Origin of the sequence: Rickettsiella endosymbiont of Dermanyssus gallinae (assembly GCF_019285595.1) — a bacterium.
Lineage (GTDB): Bacteria > Pseudomonadota > Gammaproteobacteria > Diplorickettsiales > Diplorickettsiaceae > Rickettsiella_B.
The window spans coordinates 1,707,827-1,728,152 of the sequence record NZ_CP079094.1 but is presented as its reverse complement, the minus strand read 5'-3'; the positions used below and the strand labels follow the sequence as shown (position 1 = coordinate 1,728,152).

Sequence of the window (20,326 nt, the reverse complement as noted above, 5' to 3'; positions counted from 1 at the left end):
TCACCCCATGTTTAATCCTGAAAAACTCCTTATTTTATTGGATCAATATCCACAGTCGATTTTTTGGGTCGCTTATAGTGGCGGCTTGGATTCGCAGGTATTGTTACATGCACTTTCTCAGTTGGTACCCACTTCACGGTTACGCGCTATTCATATTAATCATGGCTGGCATAGCGAGGCGGCACAATGGGCAGATAAGTGTCAGCGAACCTGTGCACAGCTGGGCATTCATAGTGAAGTGATTGCCGTTGACGCTCAGCCAAAGCAAGGTGAAAGTCCAGAAGCTTATGCGCGACAAGTACGCTATGCGGCGATGGGGGAACGATTAGGAAGTGGGGATTGTTTATTGACAGCACATCACCGTGATGATCAGGCTGAAACGCTACTGTTACAGTCATTGCGTGGTGCGGGTCTTCGAGGTCTTGCCAGTATGTCTGAGGCTATGCCGTTTGCAAATGGATTTCTTGTTCGGCCTTTGTTGCAATGTACTCGTGCAGAATTGCAAGCTTATGCTGAAGCGCAACAACTGACATGGGTAGAAGATAGTAGTAATACCGATTTGCGATTTAATCGTAATTTTATGCGCCATCAAGTATTACCACTTATCCAGCAACGTTGGCCTGAAGCGAGTAAAACCTTAGCACGTGTTGCTGAAAATGCGGCAGAAGCACATCAACTACTTGAAGCGCTGGCCTATGAGGACTTGATAAAAGTTCGGGATCCACAATCAAATAATATACTGGTTTCCCATTTACTTCATTTAACACCCCCACGTCGACGGAATTGCTTACGTTATTGGCTGAAGCAATTACATTTTCCGCTACCTACTCAAATGCAACTGCAACAAATTGAGTTTTTGTTAGAAAGTAAAGGCGATGCGAATCCCCAAGTCAATTGGGGTGGTGTGCAAGTTCGTCGTTACCGTGATCTTTTATATCCGTTTATATTAAAAGAAAATAAACGGCCTAGCTTGCCTGTTGCCTGGGATCTACATCTACAACAAGCGGTTTTACCGTTACCACCGTTAGGGTTCTTAATGGCTGAGCGAACACAAGGCCAGGGAATTTCTTGTGAAAGTATTAAAGCAGAGTCGGTAACTATTAATTTTCGACAAGGCGGAGAGCGGTTTCATTTGCAAGGACGTCTCGGCTCTCATCCATTAAAAAAACTCTTTCAAGAATGGGCTGTTCCACCTTGGCAACGCGAAAAAATTCCTTTGATTTATTACAAGGAGCAGCTTATTGCGGTAGCGGGTTATGGCATTAATCCCAATTATTTGGCTAAGCCTAATGAGCTAGGGTACATAATCAGTTTAAAATCTATATAGAAAACTCATTGTCCCCGAATCTATTTTTACAGAAAATATATTATCGTACTAAGCATTTCTGTTACTGAATGTTTTAAGATAGGTACGGGGCAATGACGGTAGTTATTTTATGGTTGATGGTGGTCGTCGTCGTCTTTATTTTTGTTAAAAAAGTCGCGAAGTTGTTTTTCCGCTTCTTCTTTCTCGACGCCATATCGCTCTTTAATTTTTCCGACCAGCTGATCTTTATTGCCTTTGATTCCTTGCCAGTCATCATCGGTAAGTTTAGACCATTGTTCACGTAATTTACCGATCAATTGTTGCCATTTCCCTTTTAATTCATCTGCATTCATTGCTATCTCCTTATGTAATATCAACGGGTTTAAAAGATCTATACCCAAGAAGTACGAGCGGTATAGACAAAAAACAAGATAATTTCGTCTGATCGAGTATAGCGGAAGTCTACTCAGATACAAGTTGGGACATTATTCCCGCTTTTGCGGGAATAATGTCGTGCATTCACTAATGGATTGGTTTAAGCAGATTTACTGTCGCTTTTTTTTACTTCCAAGAGATGGATAGTAAATAACAGCGTTTGATTGGGGCCAATGGCTTTATCCACGCCATGTTCACCGTAAGCGAGTTGTGGGGGAATAGCGACTTCGAATTCAGCGCCCGGTTTCATCAATTTTAAAACTTCAGTCCAGCCAGGAATGACATTATTAATTGGGAAAGTAACAGGATCTTTCGATTTATCGAAAATTGTGCCATCGATAAATTTACCGGTATACATCACTTTTACCATTGAATTATCGCTAGGTGCTTCACCATTACCGGCATTAACAATTTTATATTGCATGCCGCTTTTCGTTGTGATAATGCCAGGCTTTGCTTTATTGCTAGCTAAGAAAGTATCGCCTTGCTGTTTGTTTTTATCGCTAACGGTTTTAAATTCAGTTTCTTTTTTAGCAATAAGTTGTTGTTGAAAGTTTTTCAATATATCCACCATTTGTGCTTGTGATAATGAGGTTTTTCCTAGGGTTGCATCTTTTAATCCATGGGCGAGTTCAGCAGGGTCGATATCGATCCCTTGTTCCTTAAAATTTTCACCCAGGTCAGCGCCAATACTGTAGCTGATTTGCGCTTTGCTCGGTGTTGATGTGGAGCTGATATGCTGGCTTGTCGCACCGAGTTGATTAACCGCGGAGGGAGGGGTAGTCTGTGCAGCCAGTGCCGATGAACTAACGATTAAACTAGCCGTTAGGGTAGAAAGGACGGATAATCTTGTCATTGGGTTCTTCCTCTTGGGGATAGCATTAAAAGAACGTTATATTGCCTTTATACGGCTCGTATAGCAAGATGCAAGCCTATACTCTTCGTACTTGAATTTTTGTCTGCGTTGCCGCTCAAATGGCATGGTTGGAAAACAAGCGATAACTAAGAATAAACTATGCAACTTTCTCAAGAATTTGATGTCATTGTGGTGGGTGGTGGCCATGCAGGGACTGAAGCGGCCTTAGCGGCAGCGCGTTTAGGCGCAGCAACCTTGTTATTGACACATAATATTGAAACACTCGGTCAATTATCCTGTAATCCTTCTATAGGGGGCATTGGCAAGAGTCATTTGGTCAAGGAAATTGATGCTTTAGGCGGTGTGATGGCGCGTGCCGCCGATCACGCCGGAATACAATGGCGTATTTTAAATGCCAGTAAAGGCCCAGCTGTACGGGCAACACGTGCGCAGATGGATCGTAATCTTTATAAACAAGCCATTCGTGCGACATTAGAAAATCAAGCTAATCTACTTATTTTGCAACAGGCAGTAGATGATCTACTTTGGGAAGGGAATCGTATTAAAGGCGTTATCACGCAATCAGGGATTCATTTTCGTGCTAAGACGGTGGTATTAACGGCCGGGACCTTTTTAGCCGGTAAAATTCACATCGGGTTACAACAATCACAAGGTGGACGAGCGGGGGAACCCGCGGCTATGCATTTAGCAGAGCGATTGCGTCAATTGCCCTTGCGAATTAATCGCTTAAAAACAGGCACGCCGCCGCGCCTTGATGGCCGAACCATTGATTATAAACAATTATTAGAACAACCCAGTGATTATCCTTTACCTGTGTTTTCTTATTCAGGAAAGCTAGAGCAGCATCCTGCGCAGATTAGTTGTTTCATTACACATACGAATGAAACAACGCATGCCATTATTCGTTCAGGCTTAGATCGCTCACCTATTTATAGTGGCGTGATCGATGGTATAGGACCCCGTTATTGCCCATCGATTGAAGATAAAGTCGTTCGATTTGCTGATAAAACAGCACATCAAATCTTTCTTGAACCGGAAGGTCTTAATACGCATGAAGTGTATCCGAATGGTATTTCAACCAGTTTACCTTTTGAAGTGCAAGTTGAATTAGTGCGTAGTATTAAAGGTTTAGAGCAAGTACACATAACCCGGCCGGGTTATGCCATTGAATATGACTTTTTTGATCCACGTGATTTATTTCCTTCATTGGAATCGCGCATACTAGAAAATTTATTTTTTGCTGGTCAAATTAATGGTACCACCGGCTATGAAGAAGCTGCCGCGCAAGGATTAATTGCGGGCTTAAATGCGGCGCGAAAAGCGCAAGCGAAATCAGCGTGGGCGCCGCGACGTGACGAAGCCTATATTGGGGTCTTAATTGACGATTTAATTACACAAGGTACTTTAGAACCTTACCGTATGTTTACCAGCCGTGCAGAATACCGTTTATTGCTTCGAGAGGATAATGCGGATCTACGCTTAAGCGAATCAGCGTATCATTTAGGTTTAATTGATGAAATCCGCTGGAAAATCGTCTGTAATAAACGAGATAGCATAGAGCAAGAACAACAACGTCTACAGAAACTTTCTGTCAAGCCAGAAACATCAGCTAGTAAGGCGATAGAAATGTATTTGCAACAGCCTTTGACTCGAGACTATCGTGTTTCTGAGTTACTGATACGGCCCGAATTAAATTATAGTGTTTTAATGAAAATAGAAGGTTTAGGTCCGGGTGTGTTAGATGTAGCCGTGAGTGAACAAGTTGAAATTCAAGCAAAATATCAAGGTTATATCGAGCGGCAACGCAGCGAAGTGCAGCGGCAAGCGCGTTACGAAGCGATTTCATTGCCCGTGAATTTAGATTATCACGCCGTTAAAGGGCTCTCTAATGAAGTACGGGAAAAATTAATTCAACATAAACCACTGACTTTGGGTCAGGCATCACGTATTTCCGGTATAACGCCGGCGGCAATTTCTCTCTTGTTGGTACACGTCAAAAAACATTAACACACGCTTGTATATTTTACTAAAGTTAATGCGCCTTTTTTCTGTTTTTTTTAAATATTAATCCATATTTCTCCAAATTAAAAAAATATAACGCCCATATATTTTTTATGTTTATAATACTAGACATATTAAAATTCTAAATGGAGATAGAAAAATGCAAGAAATAACAAGGATGTTTAAAAAAGCCCTTAAGAGTGGAAACATAGTTTCCGTTCATAACTTTCTAAAAAAATATCAACACGAAGACATTGCAAATTGGCGCTTAGACGCCGATGGATATTCTGCATTACATTATCTATCTTATGTTGAAGTTTCTATCGATGATCTACATCGTCGAAGATTAGCACGCTTACGATGAGACAGGAAAGCATTGTGAAAGCAATGCGAAGTCGAAGAGCCCGCGATAGGCGTGCGTTGACGGGCGAAGCAGGAAACGCATCACGCCGTAAAGTCATTTGTGGGAGGCACGGGCATGAACTCCGAAGGAGTGAGTGCGTGCCGGACGCAGGACGTATCGCGGCCTAATTTCAGTCGCGTCATGCGAACGAATTTCGGGGACACGATGGCCGAAATTCTTCGGGAGCATAGCGACTCACTTGTTATTAGAGTATGGAGCGAATGTTAATCTAAAAGCTAAATTTGATATAACGCCAATATTTGACGCCTGTGAATTGCCTTCTGAGCTATTAGTTGAATTTTTCATAAAGCACGGTGCTGACGTTGATATATTTGATGTCAGTGATCGAACCGTTCTTTTCTCCGCCGTAGAGAATAATGAAGTTGATATGGTAGTTGATCTTATAAACGCAGGTGCAGATGCAGTAATTGATGTGATCGATGAAAATGGTGATGCGGCTATCCACCGTGCATTAACACACCCCTTAGCTGATATTAGAGTATTACGGGAACTCATTAATGCCGGCGCTAATCTTGATCTCCAAAATAAAAATGGGCACACGCTTCTTCATTTAAATGTTTTATCTCATAAAAATGAAGCCGCGGCTCGATTGCTTTTAGAAAAGGGGGCTGATTATTCAATAGAGGTAAATGGGGTAACCGCGTTACAGGACGCTGCAAAAAGTGGATTTTATCCTTTAATTGATTGGTTAATAGACGAAGGTGTTTCTGTGCAAGCTAACAACGGAGTACTTTTAGAGGATTGTGTTGAAAAATTTAAGATTGTTTTACTAGAAAATCCAACATTGTTCAAACTTGTTGCGCTTATTTTGGGTTTAAATGATAAAAAGGATTACTTGTCAAATAAATGGAGCCTAATCCAACAAGAATTAATAAAAATGCAAAATACGAAAATAGGACTTACTGAATATTCATTTTACGATATTTTATCGGAAAGAAACCCGATAAAATTAAAAAATATTTTTAGTGACCAAATAGTCATAGACGCTATCAACGATAATACTTTAGAAGCGTTTCCTAATTTTTCCATGAAAATAAAAAGCTTGAAAAATAACATGAAGAGGATCGAGGGGGTTAGAACGCCCTATTCAATCTATGATATTTATACAGAAAAAGATAAAAATAAATTAGCAAATATTTTTTTGAATAGAAATTTAGAAAATAAAGTAAGGGAGCTATTGAATGAAGCTGATTTAGGCAATGTTGTAAGAAACAACTTATGGCGTAATTTACAAATAGGTGTTTAACGAAGAGATCTTTTACAAGCAAGCTTAGATTATAATACTGATAGCAATGGAGTGAAACGCTTATCTCAAGAAATGATATGGGAAATATTAAAATATCTTTCTTTAGAGCAATTAAGAGATATAACTTTCACTGGCCTCTCTGTAAAAGAAAATAGAGAAATTGACAGCGACTTAGCAAAAAACGTTGCTCAACTGTTTGTAATTTTATCAAGATACATAAGAAATGATAGAAATTTACCTATTATTTTTCGTGTAAAAAATGTAGATGATATCTTTGTTTTTCTTAAGGCACTAAATACTGAACAATTTATAGCGGTATTTAATTATGTTAAGGAAAACATACCTTTAAATATCTATGAGGTCAATGATTTTTATATTGTTTTTAAAAACTTAAATACCGAACAACGTGCCATGTTGTTTGATTTGATTAAAGAGAAATTGCCTTCCATCATTAAGAATAGCAATGATTTTTGTCATATTTATAAAAATTTAAATGTAGCACAACGTGCGATTTTATTTGATCAGGTTAAGGAACGGTTCCCATGATTTATCCAGGTTTCGGATGATTTTTACCGTGTTTATAAAAATTTAAATTCTGAGCAGCGCGCAATTTTATTTGATAGCGCTAAGAAAACATTGCCATCGCTCATTAAAAGTGCGGACGATTTTTATTTTATTTTTATAAGTTTAAATCTTGAGCAGAAAATAAATATATTTGACCAGGTTAAGGGAGTATTTCCTTCAATGATTCATAGTGCAGAAGATTTTTATTCTGTTTTAAAGCATTTAAATTTCGAACAACGTACAAAGGTATTTGAGAATGTTAAAGGAAAATTGTTATCAATTATTTTTCGTGCGGATGATTTTTATTTGATTCTTGAAACTTTGAATTATGAACAACGCACCACTACATTTAATTTTCTTAAACAAAAATTGCCTTCGCTTATTCGCTGCTCAGATGATTTTTACATGATTCTTGAGAATTTAAATTTTGAACAGCGCACAGCTATTTTTAATCCCGTTAAAGAAGGATTATTTTTTTCTACTGCCTATGATTTTTATATTATTACGAAAAATTTAAACGCGGAACAACGTGTGATTATATTTGGTAGAATTAAAGATAGCTTATCTTCAATGATCTTTAATTCAGATGACGTTTATTACATTTTTAAACATTTAAATTTTGAGCAACACGCAATAACGTTTAAAAATGTTAAGGAGAAATTGTTATTTACTATTAATCATGTAGATGATTTAACGACCGTTTTTAGTGTGCTTAGTACAGAACAACGCCTTGATGTACTTAAAACATTCGAAGAAAAATTACCTTTTATCATCCATAATGCCGATGCTTATAATGCGATTATTAGAGATTTAAATTCTAGTGAACGCGCCTATTTGGATCAATTGTTAAAATTTCATAAATATAATTTATTAGCAATAGATTCAAAGTTAATATCTTTCGAGGATTGTTTACCCGGTCCGAGTGGTCATCATCGAAGAAAAAGAAATACACTGGAAGAAGCTTGTCAATCTTTGTGGGAAGATGTGGATAAATTCAATGAAGAAAAGGAAAAACCAAGGGATTTTAATAAAATAAAAATTAATAGTGATCGATTTATAGCTTTTTTAGAAAACCCATCATTGTCGGAAGCTAGACGTGTTCCGTTATTTGAGTTAGCTGATAAAAGACCTGTAATGGGTACCTCTCAAGATAGTGTAGATGGCTTAATTAAGTATAAAAAAAACTTACGCTATTTGCACAAAGTAGGTCATTTATCGAGTATGGCGACGCAGGGAATGATGCTTAAAAATACGCTGAGAGATTTTTTTCAGGAGGATTATAAAGGCGTCGCTATTAACATAGGCTTTATTGCAGGAGGGCAAGGGTTTGCAAAATGGCGGTAGCGGCGTCTGTAAAGGGAAAAAGGTTCGTTGCAAAAGGGCAACGTTTGCTGGGCCAATCGTTAAAAGTTGCATCGCCTTTCTTGGCACGAGGAACCTCGGTCTTTATTGCTTATGATTTAGTCGAACAAATAAAAGCTTATAAAAAAGGAAATCCTGATGCAGCGATTGGTATGTTGGGAGATGGTATTTATCTGGGTGTTGATGGGGTGGAAATTGGAATAGAAATAGCAGAAGGATCGGCGTTATTAGAGGGTGTTTCGTCGGTTACAGGACCGATCGGTGCAACTATCGGCGCTGTCGTGTTTATTGGCACAGATATTTATTCTGCAGTTAAATTGGTTGATAAAATAGATGAGCAAATTCATTTAACCGGTATAGAAAAATTAATTGAAGGCTTACGTGCTGTTGTAGGAATGCGGCCTGAACAATACATCGAAAAATTATTGCAAGAAAAGCAAGTTAATAATGAGTTATTCGCACAAGGACTTGCCTTCTTAAAAAACCACACTACAGTACGGCGAATTATTTTTCCAACAGCAACAGTCGTCTCAGAATGCACTGCAAGATTTGTACCTACACGCTGCCCGCTTATTGGCCAAGGAGCCTTTGGAAGATGTGTCACAAATTCAAGGATTAAGTCTTTCGATCCAGGGCAACTGGTAGGACAATGTACAAGCAAGTTGAAACCAGATTTAAATAACATCATGATACTTGAAGGGAAAAAAAATGATATTAAATGGAGTCGACTAAAACCCGATGAGAGGAAGGAAATCTTTTTTGTTTTACCGCAGGTGATGAGGTAATACCTAGCGATGGAGCCTATTTGTGCGACAAGACTATGGGTATAGAATATTCTGATTTCAGGACAGGAAATTCTACTGTCATTCAGTTAGGAAATGGAAATGATGTAGTAGTTGGTTTTCCTCAGACCGATCATATACTTATGTTGGGTGGTGGAAATAAAAACATCAAGTTAGGAAATGGTAACGATACGTTTCTTTTAGCGGGTAATGGCGTTACAGGTACTCTACAGAGAGGTGGCGGTACTAATATTTTGGATTTAGGTTCTTTTGCTAGCAAAAAGAAACATATTTCTGTTGATTTGAAAAAGGAAGTTAGCTACCTACACAGCACTGCAAAACTTAATAGTGTGAATGATCTATTAGAAATGTATGGAATAACTGATTTTTTTTTACGACCAAACAAACAAGATGTGGTTTATACCGTTTGTAATGCGCATTCTATAGATGCACGAGGAGGAGAAGATCAATATAATCCGGATATTATTGTTATTTCTGAAATTTATAATTGTACTTATCCATTACAACTTACAGTAAGCGCTTATACGAGGATTATTAACCGTGCTAATAGCAGTGAGTTTATCTATATCGTGCCCTATTCGGAAACGCAAGGGGAAAGTACGGTTGATTTACAGGCGGATGGTGGATTACACCGATTTCTGTTTAACCACACACTATTTGATATTGATAGGCTGGAAAATATTGATAACACATTAAACATTGCTTTTATTAATGGGTTTAAGTTACGTATTACTCAGCGCGATATAAATACAACTTACCAATTTCTTGATCAGATAGAAATAAAAGTAGTGAAAAGCAACCTGTATGCTTTTCAGAGCACAAACCGAACAATAAGCGAGATCATTAACCATTATCCTCGTTTAGCGAACTATTTAAAACTTTCTTTTATTATGCAATTGCCATTAATGAATGAAAGTATTGTCATAGGCTATAACAAGCGCGATGTATTATATAATAATCCTCATCGCCAAAGTCATTTAATGGGAAATGGTGGTGAAGACCTATTTGTTATTACTTCGGGCTATAAGATCTTAGATGAAAATAAATTACCGATTCCTAAAGTACTGCTTTATGACGTGGATTATGAAACCTCAATGAATACGTTGGATTTGAGTCATATAAAGCGTCAGTTGGAGAAAGATTTAGGTTTAAAAGTCCGAACAAGGATAAGTACGATAGGGAATGATGTCGTGATTGAATTATATAGGCGGCTTACTGATACGGTAAATCCGCTTGTTACTGTACGATTAAAAGAGGCGTTCCGTACAAGCTGGCATGAAAGATTTCATATCATTCTTAACCATGTGCCTATGAGGTTCAATGAGTTTGATTTAGAGCCGGTACCGTTAGAATTTGGGGCAGAAGATATCATTATTGTTAGTCCTGAAGATGTAGAGGAAAACACGACACTTGTTCTTTCTCAGGGATCAGGGGATTATCGTTTTTCTCGAGTGTTAAATAATTTGCTTATTAGCAACGCATTTACCAATAACCTAACCGCAACCGAGCGCTATACGGTATCGCTACAAGCATTTTACCAAACGCCGAAGCTAGAAACTTTATCCATCCAATTTTCAGATAAAGAGATAGTGCTCAAGAATGAAATGGTAAAAATAAAACATGCCGCCGATTTTACAGCGGAATGTGAGCAGTACAATCGTACGACGCATGATATTTTTTTTAATAAAGACATACGACAAGAGAATAAGAGACCCGTTCGCCATATACATGCTAAGGGAGTTGAAAAAAAAGAAGTGAGTAAAAACCGTTGGGGAATAATGACTTCCTATGTATTGCCCATAGTAGGGGCGATAGCGGCTGCTTTTGGAGCGGGTATGGGTTATAGGCATCAAGCGAGGAACCGTCTTCGAGCAAATGCGGTGCTTGCTGTCGCTGAACCAGCCGCTATGACAGTGCCTTTTTTAGCCCCGACTGTAGAAGCTAAATCAACCAAACAGCAGGAAAAGCTAGGGTCGGGTAGCAAGGAAAGTTATTCAGAGCAAAATAGCCGTTTTACAGCGGATTTTAATAATAGCTTAATGAATAACACTTCTTTTGCAGAGTGGTTTTTACAGGTTGTTCTAGGCAAGCGTTCTTTTGTTGCTCGAATGAATAAGGCCAAACAGGTCGTGGCTAATGCACATAATGATTCCATGGATCCGTTGGATTTAATCGAGCAATCCGTTAAAAAAGCGATAGGAGCCAATGATTTTGTGTATGCTCCTAAATCAAATGGTATAAGCTGGGCAGCTAAAAAAAACACGGCGAGCTTTTTTCAAGCTAGCTTAGCGTCGACTCCAGACAACAAGCCGGAGTATCAGCTAATTGGCTTAGCATCTGGAACCTGATTTTTCTATAGTTTCTTAGATAGTTAGAATTGAGTAGAATGTGCAATATTTGAGAGTTTATGCAAAAAAGCCCCCCGGGGGCTTTTTTTAAAATTTAATTCAATAACATCTAAGTTTTAAATGTCTATTTCTAAAGTTTTCAATTTTTCTATTCCGACAAAGCCCGATCAGCGTTTGCGTTTAGGCAATCTACAGCAAGATAGTATGGCCTTAGCCTTAAGTGAGATTGCAAGCAAGCAATCTGGCGTTATTTTAACAATAACACCGGATACGCACACCGCAAATCGTTTAGAACTCGCATTGAAGTTTTTTTCACCGGGGCTGACGGTACTCAATTTTCCTGATTGGGAAACCTTGCCTTATGACCATTTCTCACCGCACCAAGATATTATTTCACAGCGTTTATTGACATTAACCCAGCTTCCTTATGTAACACGTGGCATTTTATTGGTTCCGATTACGACGTTGCTGCAACGGCTTCCTCCGCTAAGTTATATTCAATCTACGGGTTTAATGATCCAATGCGGCGACAAAAGACGTATTGATGAAATGCGCCAAGGATTACAAAAAGCGGGCTACCATAGCGTTTCGCAAGTGTTAACCCGCGGAGAATTCGCGGTGCGCGGGTCTATTTTAGATATTTTCCCCATGGGCAGTGACAGCCCTTATCGTATTGATTTTCTCGATGATGAAATTGATAGTATCCGTGAATTTGATCCCGATACACAGCGTTCTACAGAGAAGCTAGAAAAAATTGATCTATTACCGGCTAGAGAATTTCCTTTATCCGAAGCAGCCATTAGTCAGTTTAGACAGCAATGGCGTGAAAACTTTATAGGAAACCCCTTAAATTGTCCGCTTTATGAAGCCGTTAGCCGAGCCTATGCGCCAGCGGGGATTGAATATTACCTGCCTTTGTTTTTTTCACAAACACAATTATTGTTAGATTATTTACCTAGCAACGCATTGATTATAGAAATAAACAATATTCAGCAGCCAGCCCAGCATTTTTGCCAAGAAGTTAAGGAACGCTATGAGCAGCTGCGGCATGACGTAGAACGACCTATACTGGCACCCGAGCAATTATATGTTGCTTTGGATGAGTTGTTTGCCGCGCTTAAGCAATTTCCGCGCATTGTATTACAACAAAAGCCCTTAGCAGAGGAATCCGCCCAGTATAATTTCCCAGTAAACGTGTTTCCAAACATTACGATTGATCACAAGTTAGAACAGCCTAGCAATAGCTTACAGCTTTTTTTAAAAGAATTTTTATCAAATGAGCATGAAAAAGCACGTGTTTTATTTTGTGTAGAAAGTGCAGGGCGTCGGGAGGTATTACTCGATTTATTAAAAGATTTAGCTATACAACCTAAACGGTGTGAAACATGGGCTGAATTTCTGCATGCGACTGATCCGGTGCATATTGCAGTTGCGCCTTTAGAAGAAGGCTTTTATTTTTCTCAGCCGCCGTTGGCATTAATTACGGAGTCTCAACTATTTGGCCAACATGTTATACAGCGGCAGCGAAAAATAAAAAATGCGGGTAGCCAAGCGATTATTCGCAATTTAGCAGAACTAAGTATAGGAAGCCCGGTTGTTCATATTGATCATGGTATTGGGCGCTATCGTGGTTTAGAGCATGTCAAAGTCGGTGATCAAGAGAGTGAATTCTTGATTCTTGAATATGCTAATAATACCAAGCTGTATGTGCCTATTGCTTCACTAGACTTAATTAGTCGCTACAGTGGCGGCGAATCCGAACATGCGCCTTTACATCGTTTGGGTTCTGATCAATGGGAAAAAGCGAAACGAAAGGCAGCCGAGCAGATGCAGGATGTTGCTGCAGATTTACTGGATATTTATGCGCGTAGGGAAGCTGAAAAAGGTTATAGCTTTAGCTTGCCCGATGAAAACTATAGGGCCTTTTCCGCACAATTTCCTTTTACAGAAACCGTTGATCAAACCAAAGCAATTGAACAGGTTATTACGGATATGACCTCCGCAAAGCCTATGGATCGTTTAGTCTGCGGTGATGTAGGTTTTGGTAAGACAGAAGTGGCTATGCGCGCGACCTTTTTAGCCATACAGTCGAATAAACAAGTGATTATCTTGGTTCCTACGACCTTGTTAGCGCAGCAGCATTATCAGAATTTTAGTGATCGATTTGCAGAATGGCCAGTACAGATAGAAATGATTTCACGTTTTCGTTCGGCAAAAGAACAAAAAACGATTCAGGAGCGCTTAAAATTAGGTGCGATAGATATCTTGATTGGTACGCATAAATTATTAAGTAAAGAATTAAAGTTTATCCGTTTAGGCTTATTAATTATTGATGAAGAACATCGTTTTGGCGTACAACAGAAAGAACGCTTAAAATCCTTACGTGCTGAAGTAGATATTTTAAGTTTAACCGCTACGCCGATTCCACGAACCTTAAATATGGCTTTTTCTGGCTTACGAGAATTATCGATTATTGCTACACCGCCAGCACGTCGTTTATCCATCAAGACCTTTGTGCAGCTGCGTAATACGCGTTTAATGCGCGAAGCAATTTTACGTGAATTATTACGTGGCGGACAAGTTTATTTCTTGCATAATCAAGTACAAAGCATTGAGAAAACGGCCAGAGAACTAGAAGAGTTAATACCCGAAGCGCGCATTCAAATTGCGCATGGGCAATTACGTGAACGTGAACTCGAACGTATCATGGCAGATTTCTATCATCAGCGTTTTAATGTATTGGTATGCACTACTATTATTGAAACTGGTATTGATATACCGTCTGCCAATACGATTATTATCGATCGTGCGGATAAGTTTGGTTTAGCACAGCTTCATCAATTACGTGGACGTGTAGGACGATCGCATCATCAAGCCTATGCTTATTTGATGACACCACCAAAAGAGATTATGACAGCGGATGCCATTAAACGTTTAGATGCTTTAAGTGCTTTAGAAGATTTAGGCGCGGGGTTTACCTTGGCCACACATGATTTAGAAATTCGTGGCGCCGGCGAATTATTAGGCGAACAACAAAGCGGTAACATACATAGCATTGGATTTTCGTTGTATATGGAGCTCTTAGAGCAAACAGTTAAAAGCTTAAAATCCGGTAAAATCCCTAGGTTGGCCGATATCATTGCTGAGCGTGGTACAGAAATTGATTTACAAATTTCGGCCTTAATTCCTGAACCTTATTTGCCGGATGTACATACGCGTTTAGTTCTCTATAAACGGATTGCGAATGCAAACAGTAAGGAAGCGTTAGAAAAGCTTCAGGTAGAAATGATCGATCGTTTTGGGTTATTTCCTGACGCTATAAAAAACTTATTTCAGGTAAGCGAATTAAAATTATTAGCACAATCATTAGGGATTAAAAAAATAAATGCAGGCCCACAAGGTGGTTTTATTGAGTTTAGTGCAAAACCGCAAATTAACCCGGCCTTTATTATTCAACTGATTCAAAAGAAACCATCGCAATATAAGCTAGATGGCGGCTCTCGGTTACGTTTTATGCTCGAGCAAGCCAATGCTGAATCCCGCATTAAAACTATCTTTGATTTATTGAATGGCTTTATTAAAACAGCAGCACTTTAACGGCAATTTAAACTGCGTTTGTCCTAGGGCTCTCAGGTGTTGTTTAAGGGTTTTTTAATATAAATGCGGTACTATCTGCAGCCAATTTATAATTCAAAGAATATCGTGAGCCAACATCTAGAGAACAATTCTCCCCGTAACTATAGTAACTTATCGTATTATATAACTGAGTTTTTAGGTTTTTTTCTTAAAAAGGGTGTTGTTTCACCTATAGGCAAAATGGCTTCGCCTCTCGTTGGGATAATAGAAAAAAAAGCCAAGCATAATTTAGAAAAAATTTTAGCCCGGAACGATTTTTGTTTTGCATTACTAAAAAAGCTATACGAGTGGGATTGTGTCACTGAGGCGAACTTTGAATATTATGCAGAAGTCAGAAAACATCATTCAGGTACAGAGAAAATAAAAACAAAAGCTAAATTTGTGGTGGATAAGGTACTAGGGAAGGCAAAAAAAACAGAATCTGACCACGCGGGCAGTGGGGTGGATGATAATAAATTCGATGTTTCCACTAGATCGTACTTTTTCAAGAGTAGTATCTATGTTATTGCAGTAGCTATTTGGTTTTCTCATAAGTGTTACAAAACCCACTCAACTTTAAAGAGTGGGCAAGTTACCAGCTCGGATGAAGATCGCAATTCATCAGGCAAAATTTATTTTGCTAAAATTTTGTTAAGAAGAACCAAACGAATTGTCAATTCTACTGACTGGGATGAAGAAGGGAAGGATTTATTTTTTAGACCGATTAAATGTCCGGATGGGTTCCAGAGAATGCGAAAACGTTTAATTGATATTGATAGTATCTTAGATAAGTGTGAGTTGACTGAGTTAATTAATGAAATAAATAAGATCCGCGATCTCGTTACTAAAAAGAGTAAAGAATCTAATTTATATAAGTATCATTGGTATAGGTCCCTTAGAACGCAGGAGGCATATGAAATGCTTTCGGATATATATGAAGCATATAGTAAATGCACATTTGAGCCTCAAAATGATTGGGTGCAAATAAAAGAAGAAGAGGAAAATGTTTTAATTTTTACAGATAAGCTGTATAGCGATGATTGGGAATCATTTCTTCCCAAAAGAAAAGAAGGTACAGAAATAACGACAGGTCACTCGGGATTTTCTTCTGCCACAGATAGCCTTGAAGAAGATAAAGAGCAAATAGCACAGCGAGAGCATGCGCTAGAGTTGGCGGATAATCATGCCGAAAACAGTCTTATTGGAAAAACTTATTCGTTTTTTAAATCAAATGCTGATTCTGTAAGCTCAGCTTTGACTGATTTTAGCCGTGAAATAAAGGATGTTGCCAGAATATGTGTAAGCTCAAACTTGTTTTTTCCAATAAGTTACGAGCATTAAATCTAGCAAAAACATTACATGATTTTTACATACGCTTGACGACGTAACTGTCGCAACCAATTTTGTAAGGCTTGTTGAAATTTTTTCTGATAAACCCATTGTGCCGCTTGTTCGCGCGTGAGTGATTCGGTGGTTTGCAGTTTTTGTTCACGGCCTAAGACCTGTATCAAATGCCACCCGAATTGAGTTTGAAAAGGCAAACTAAGCTGATTAAGCAGTAGTTTATTTTCTTGTGCTTCAAAGGTTGGATCAAATGTGCCTGGTAGTGTCCAGCCTAGATCACCGCCTTTGACAGAAGAGCCAGGATCTTGTGAATATTTTTTTGCTAGATCGGCAAAGTTACCGCCACGTAAAATTTCAGCACGGATTTCTCTCAGGCGTTGTTCGGCTTGCTTATTACTAACCAACGGAGATGTTTTAATTAAAATATGCCGCACGTGTGATGAAGTGACGGTACGAGCTGCCGTTGCGGAGCCTCCGCGACTCTCTAACAAGCGAAGAAGATGAAATCCATTTTGTGCTTGAATAGGACCTGCTATTTCTCCTGGCTTTAATGATTGTACGGATGATTGAAAGATATCCGGTAATTCATTCAGAAGTCTCCAGCCTAGATCGCCGCCAGATAGAGCCAATGAGGCATTTTGAGGTTGTTCCACCAATTGCTGGAAAGAATGGCCACTTTTTGCTTGTTGTAACAGAGATAAAGCTGCTTGTTTGGTCGTAGCTAAAATTTGTGATGATGGATTATTTGGAAGTGGTACCAGCAGATCTTCAACATGATAGGCTGCTCCGCCAGTATTAGATTTTGGCATATGTGCAAGCGCATCGGTTATCTCTTGTGGCGTTACCGTAATTTTTTGGCCCACTTCATCTTGTTGTAAACGAGCCATAATCAGTTGTTCGCGTATTTTTTGTCGATATTTTGCATAAGGCATATTTTCTTGTTCAAGTCGGCTACGTAACTCTTCAACAGTCAGGCCATTGCGCTTGGCGATATCGGCGATTGTTTTATCTAATCCGGTTTCGTCGATCTTCATACCAGCCATTTCAGCCAATTGACGTTGTAATTCGGTATCAATCATGTGATTAAGAACTTCTGTGCGGAAAGTGGCATCAGAAGGAATGGGCTTGTTTTCTGCTTGTGCTTGTTGGCGTGTTAGTTCTATTTGTTCGTTAAGCTGTTGTTGCGTGATAACGTGCGTATTAACGACGGCAACAATACGATCTAGGGTTTCAGCCGCATGGCTAGTCATTGAAACAAGCAGGCTGCTTAATAAAATAACCAGAGGAACAAATTTTTTAAAATAATGCATAGCTCGCTACTATAAAAGATTGGCACTAGATTGGAAATTATCCGTATAGCCAGGAATATTACTTGTCAAAAAGCTGGTTATATCACTGATACCTATGGTACTCAAGCCTTTGAATTGCCATTGGAAATAAACAACATTGTTAAAAATAGGGTCACTATTTTGATTTAAAGCATAAAAAGTACGGCCGGCGACAACACGAAATGCCCAGCAACAACTATCGTACTGCAGCCCATAGAAAAAACTTTGTGAATAATTATGGCTGAAATTATAATTCCATCCTCCCACGGTACTCCACTGATTTTTAAGCGGGGTAGCAAAAGAGAAGCCAAGCCGATTGAAATCATTTTGTGAGCTGGTAGGGGATGTGGGCGGATTTGTTAGCAACTGATCACCAAAACGAATACGTCCGTAGTTAATGTTAAAGAGTTGGTTTGGGTAGGGATGGTATTGCACATTAGCTGCCGCATTAATAATCTCGTGACTGGAAGGATCCCAGGCGATATCGGCCGTTGTGCTCCACCTTGAGCTGACATTGTAATTAAGCTGACCGGCAATGGGCGAAAACTCGGCTGTGGGTGAGGTGGCGCCTACAACAAAGAGATTAGCACACAATGTTCCTGCCGTACTCAGTTGCTTTTCTAGCGGGCTACACAAACCCACACGTCTATTTTCAAAATAATAAATTTCGCCAATACTTGCTCTAAGTTTTTCTGCTTCTGTGGTTTGATCAAGCAATCGAGTGGTTAAGGCAAAACTAATTTGGTTAGCGTCACCGATTCGATCATAGCCACTGAATCGATTTGTCAAAAAAAGACTATCATAACTAAAAGGAATGAGCGCGCTATCAAAAATAGGAATATTATTTTGATCGCGATAGGGCACATACAAATAAAAGAGGCGAGGCTCTAAGGTTTGTTGATAAGGGTGAGAACCCCAATCAAATTGACGATCAAAATATAAACCACTATCAACGCTAAATAACGGTGTTGTTCGTTGGATAGCACTTTTAAATCCCGGAACTTGGTTGCGAATGTTGTAATGCGTTAAGCTTAGTTGTATGCGAGGAATGATGTAATAACTCTGCTCTCTAATAGGATAGCTAATAGAAGGCTGGATATTGAGGCGTAACGCTTGCGGCGGTGGAACTAGCTCACCCGGATCGCTTAAAGCTTGGAAATAGTTGAGTTGATTGCTCAGTTGATAATTAAATCCATGAAACGTTTGCGTGCTACTACTTAAATCAATTTCTGGCAGGCTGTTATAAGGATTATTAACCGGTGCTTGATTCAAAGGATGAAGTGTTTGGTAACGCATCAAGCGTGTTGTGAAGTTCCAGATATCCCCTGAGTAGTTTATTTCAGCGTGTTGAGGGAGCTGATTAATAGCAATAGTGGTTGGATTGTTAAAATCTTCTAAATAGTAATCATCTCCCACCCAGTTAAAATCAACTAAGCTAGACCACCGAGGTGACCATTGGCGTTGTTCTTGCCAAGTGAGCGAGCGTCTGTCGTTACGAGGAAAAATCAACGGATTCGTGTCCGGATAAAGAAAAGGAATTTGATTTGTAAGTTCAGCAGCGGCCCGATCATGGGGAAGGTAAGTCGCTGTTATTTGCCCTGTGCTTTTACGGGTTAAATAGCGCAATTGCCCATTTAATTGTATTCCACGTTTAGTTAAAAATGTCGGTGTAAATAAAAAATCATAATTGGTTGTGATGTTCCAATAGTAAGGAAATCCAATACCAATGCCAGATTGCGTGGTGTTGTTTAGATTAGGAAATAAAAAGCCGGATTGACGACGATCATCAATAGGAAACCCAATATAAGGGCTATAAAAAATAGGTGTTCCTTTATAATCTAACCATGTGTTATAGGCTTTACCTCGCCCTGTATCACGATTTAATACTATTTTTTTTGCAGATAACTGCCAAACAGGATTGGTTGGTGAGCAAGTTGTATAGTTTGTATTATATAAGGTAATCAGACCCGGATAATTTTGTTCTGCGTTGCTGGCTGTTCCCCAAGCATTAATAGGCATTTTTTCATTTGTGCCGAATAAAATAGTGCTATTGCGTAATAAGATGCGATAAATAATGTCCGTGATCGAGCCGGATTGCTTATCGACATCTAAATGTGCTTTTTTAGCTTTTATTAATAAATTAGGTTCATGGATCCTAATTTCACCGCGTAAATCCATGTTAGTAATTTTCCCTGAGGTAGGATCACGATAAAAATAGACTTGATCCGCATACAAAGTTCGCCCTGGTTGTGTAATAACAACATGTCCACTTAAAGTTGAAGTACCTTCAAATGAAAAGTGAGATTGAGCCGCATCAATATGAGTAAAGGCTTGATCAAAATTGGCTAAAGACATTTTAGCGTAAGCGTGTAGAGGATCCCGGTAATAGCCTTTACAAATACTTAGCTTATCCGGTATCCAACCGAGTTCATGTGCAATGGATGTATTTTCTACAGTTGCTGCACTGACGGGCGTTATAAAGCTGCCTGCAATGAATAGATAAGCAATAGCGCGTAAGGAAATTAAAAAATTGTCGCTTACGCTATTGTGTGCATTATCGTCGCATTGATTAAATTTCACAGTGAAATCTTTTATATTCTTCGCAATTGAATTTTTGGCTGTGTTCCCGCTCAACTTGCAATCCTCATGTAGGATGAATACACGGCGGTTGCT

General features: G+C 39.0%; 15 protein-coding genes. 11 read left to right on the top strand and 4 right to left on the bottom strand.

Annotated elements, in window-relative coordinates; genetic code table 11:
- Positions 1-7 precede the first annotated feature (7 nt).
- The gene (tilS, locus tag KX723_RS08745) at positions 8-1,327 is read left to right on the top strand and encodes a tRNA lysidine(34) synthetase TilS (RefSeq protein ID WP_218813955.1); all 1,320 of its coding nucleotides are present in this window, start codon (positions 8-10) and stop codon (positions 1,325-1,327) included.
- 107 nt (positions 1,328-1,434) lie between these two features.
- Here tilS and KX723_RS08740 read toward each other — a convergent pair whose 3' ends face one another.
- Positions 1,435-1,659, bottom strand: coding sequence for a CsbD family protein (locus tag KX723_RS08740; protein WP_218813954.1), 225 nt, complete (start codon positions 1,657-1,659; stop codon positions 1,435-1,437).
- A gap of 182 nt (positions 1,660-1,841) precedes the next feature.
- Entirely contained in the window at positions 1,842-2,597 is a 756-nt protein-coding gene (locus KX723_RS08735; RefSeq protein WP_218813953.1) for an FKBP-type peptidyl-prolyl cis-trans isomerase N-terminal domain-containing protein, read from the bottom strand.
- A gap of 159 nt (positions 2,598-2,756) precedes the next feature.
- Between KX723_RS08735 and mnmG the strand changes: the two genes are divergently transcribed.
- From mnmG to KX723_RS08685, 10 genes are all read left to right on the top strand, one after another.
- Positions 2,757-4,625, top strand: coding sequence for a tRNA uridine-5-carboxymethylaminomethyl(34) synthesis enzyme MnmG (gene mnmG, locus KX723_RS08730; RefSeq protein ID WP_218813952.1), 1,869 nt, complete (start codon positions 2,757-2,759; stop codon positions 4,623-4,625).
- Between the two features lie 154 nt (positions 4,626-4,779).
- Entirely contained in the window at positions 4,780-4,983 is a 204-nt protein-coding gene (locus KX723_RS08725) for a hypothetical protein (RefSeq protein WP_218813951.1), read from the top strand.
- Positions 4,980-5,150 (top strand): hypothetical protein, encoded by a 171-nt coding sequence (locus KX723_RS08720; RefSeq protein ID WP_218813323.1) that lies wholly within the window; start codon positions 4,980-4,982, stop codon positions 5,148-5,150. The genes KX723_RS08725 and KX723_RS08720 overlap by 4 nt, the downstream gene beginning before the upstream one ends.
- Before the next feature lie 71 nt (positions 5,151-5,221).
- Positions 5,222-6,289 (top strand): ankyrin repeat domain-containing protein, encoded by a 1,068-nt coding sequence (locus tag KX723_RS08715; RefSeq protein ID WP_218813950.1) that lies wholly within the window; start codon positions 5,222-5,224, stop codon positions 6,287-6,289.
- Positions 6,290-6,340: 51 nt separating this feature from the next.
- Positions 6,341-6,835, top strand: coding sequence for a hypothetical protein (locus tag KX723_RS08710; RefSeq protein ID WP_218813949.1), 495 nt, complete (start codon positions 6,341-6,343; stop codon positions 6,833-6,835).
- Positions 6,836-7,033: 198 nt separating this feature from the next.
- Positions 7,034-8,197 carry a hypothetical protein gene (locus KX723_RS08705; RefSeq protein ID WP_218813948.1) on the top strand — a complete coding sequence of 388 codons (1,164 nt, stop codon included), beginning with the start codon at positions 7,034-7,036 and terminating at the stop codon, positions 8,195-8,197.
- Positions 8,188-9,000 (top strand): hypothetical protein, encoded by an 813-nt coding sequence (locus KX723_RS08700; protein WP_218813947.1) that lies wholly within the window; start codon positions 8,188-8,190, stop codon positions 8,998-9,000. The genes KX723_RS08705 and KX723_RS08700 overlap by 10 nt, the downstream gene beginning before the upstream one ends.
- A gap of 20 nt (positions 9,001-9,020) precedes the next feature.
- Positions 9,021-11,366 (top strand): hypothetical protein, encoded by a 2,346-nt coding sequence (locus KX723_RS08695; protein WP_218813946.1) that lies wholly within the window; start codon positions 9,021-9,023, stop codon positions 11,364-11,366.
- Between the two features lie 120 nt (positions 11,367-11,486).
- Entirely contained in the window at positions 11,487-14,963 is a 3,477-nt protein-coding gene (gene mfd, locus KX723_RS08690) for a transcription-repair coupling factor (RefSeq protein ID WP_218813945.1), read from the top strand.
- A 105-nt stretch (positions 14,964-15,068) separates the two neighbouring features.
- Positions 15,069-16,322, top strand: coding sequence for a hypothetical protein (locus KX723_RS08685; protein ID WP_218813944.1), 1,254 nt, complete (start codon positions 15,069-15,071; stop codon positions 16,320-16,322).
- Between the two features lie 14 nt (positions 16,323-16,336).
- On the opposite strand, the gene KX723_RS08680 is transcribed toward KX723_RS08685, so the two are convergent.
- The gene (locus tag KX723_RS08680) at positions 16,337-17,635 is read right to left on the bottom strand and encodes a peptidylprolyl isomerase (protein ID WP_218813943.1); all 1,299 of its coding nucleotides are present in this window, start codon (positions 17,633-17,635) and stop codon (positions 16,337-16,339) included.
- A 9-nt stretch (positions 17,636-17,644) separates the two neighbouring features.
- The gene (locus tag KX723_RS08675) at positions 17,645-20,287 is read right to left on the bottom strand and encodes an LPS-assembly protein LptD (protein ID WP_246562451.1); all 2,643 of its coding nucleotides are present in this window, start codon (positions 20,285-20,287) and stop codon (positions 17,645-17,647) included.
- Positions 20,288-20,326: the final 39 nt, after the last annotated feature.

What these genes read in the sequence shown, in the direction of transcription:
- KX723_RS08725 (WP_218813951.1), top strand. Translation starts at nt 4,780, where the DNA reads ATGCAAGAAATAACAAGGATGTTTAAAAAAGCCCTTAAGAGTGGAAAC.
- KX723_RS08700 (WP_218813947.1), top strand. Translation starts at nt 8,188, where the DNA reads ATGGCGGTAGCGGCGTCTGTAAAGGGAAAAAGGTTCGTTGCAAAAGGG.
- KX723_RS08735 (WP_218813953.1), bottom strand. Translation starts at nt 2,597, where the DNA reads ATGACAAGATTATCCGTCCTTTCTACCCTAACGGCTAGTTTAATCGTT.
- mnmG (WP_218813952.1), top strand. Translation starts at nt 2,757, where the DNA reads ATGCAACTTTCTCAAGAATTTGATGTCATTGTGGTGGGTGGTGGCCAT.
- KX723_RS08740 (WP_218813954.1), bottom strand. Translation starts at nt 1,659, where the DNA reads ATGAATGCAGATGAATTAAAAGGGAAATGGCAACAATTGATCGGTAAA.
- mfd (WP_218813945.1), top strand. Translation starts at nt 11,487, where the DNA reads ATGTCTATTTCTAAAGTTTTCAATTTTTCTATTCCGACAAAGCCCGAT.
- KX723_RS08705 (WP_218813948.1), top strand. Translation starts at nt 7,034, where the DNA reads ATGATTCATAGTGCAGAAGATTTTTATTCTGTTTTAAAGCATTTAAAT.
- KX723_RS08720 (WP_218813323.1), top strand. Translation starts at nt 4,980, where the DNA reads ATGAGACAGGAAAGCATTGTGAAAGCAATGCGAAGTCGAAGAGCCCGC.
- KX723_RS08680 (WP_218813943.1), bottom strand. Translation starts at nt 17,635, where the DNA reads ATGCATTATTTTAAAAAATTTGTTCCTCTGGTTATTTTATTAAGCAGC.
- tilS (WP_218813955.1), top strand. Translation starts at nt 8, where the DNA reads ATGTTTAATCCTGAAAAACTCCTTATTTTATTGGATCAATATCCACAG.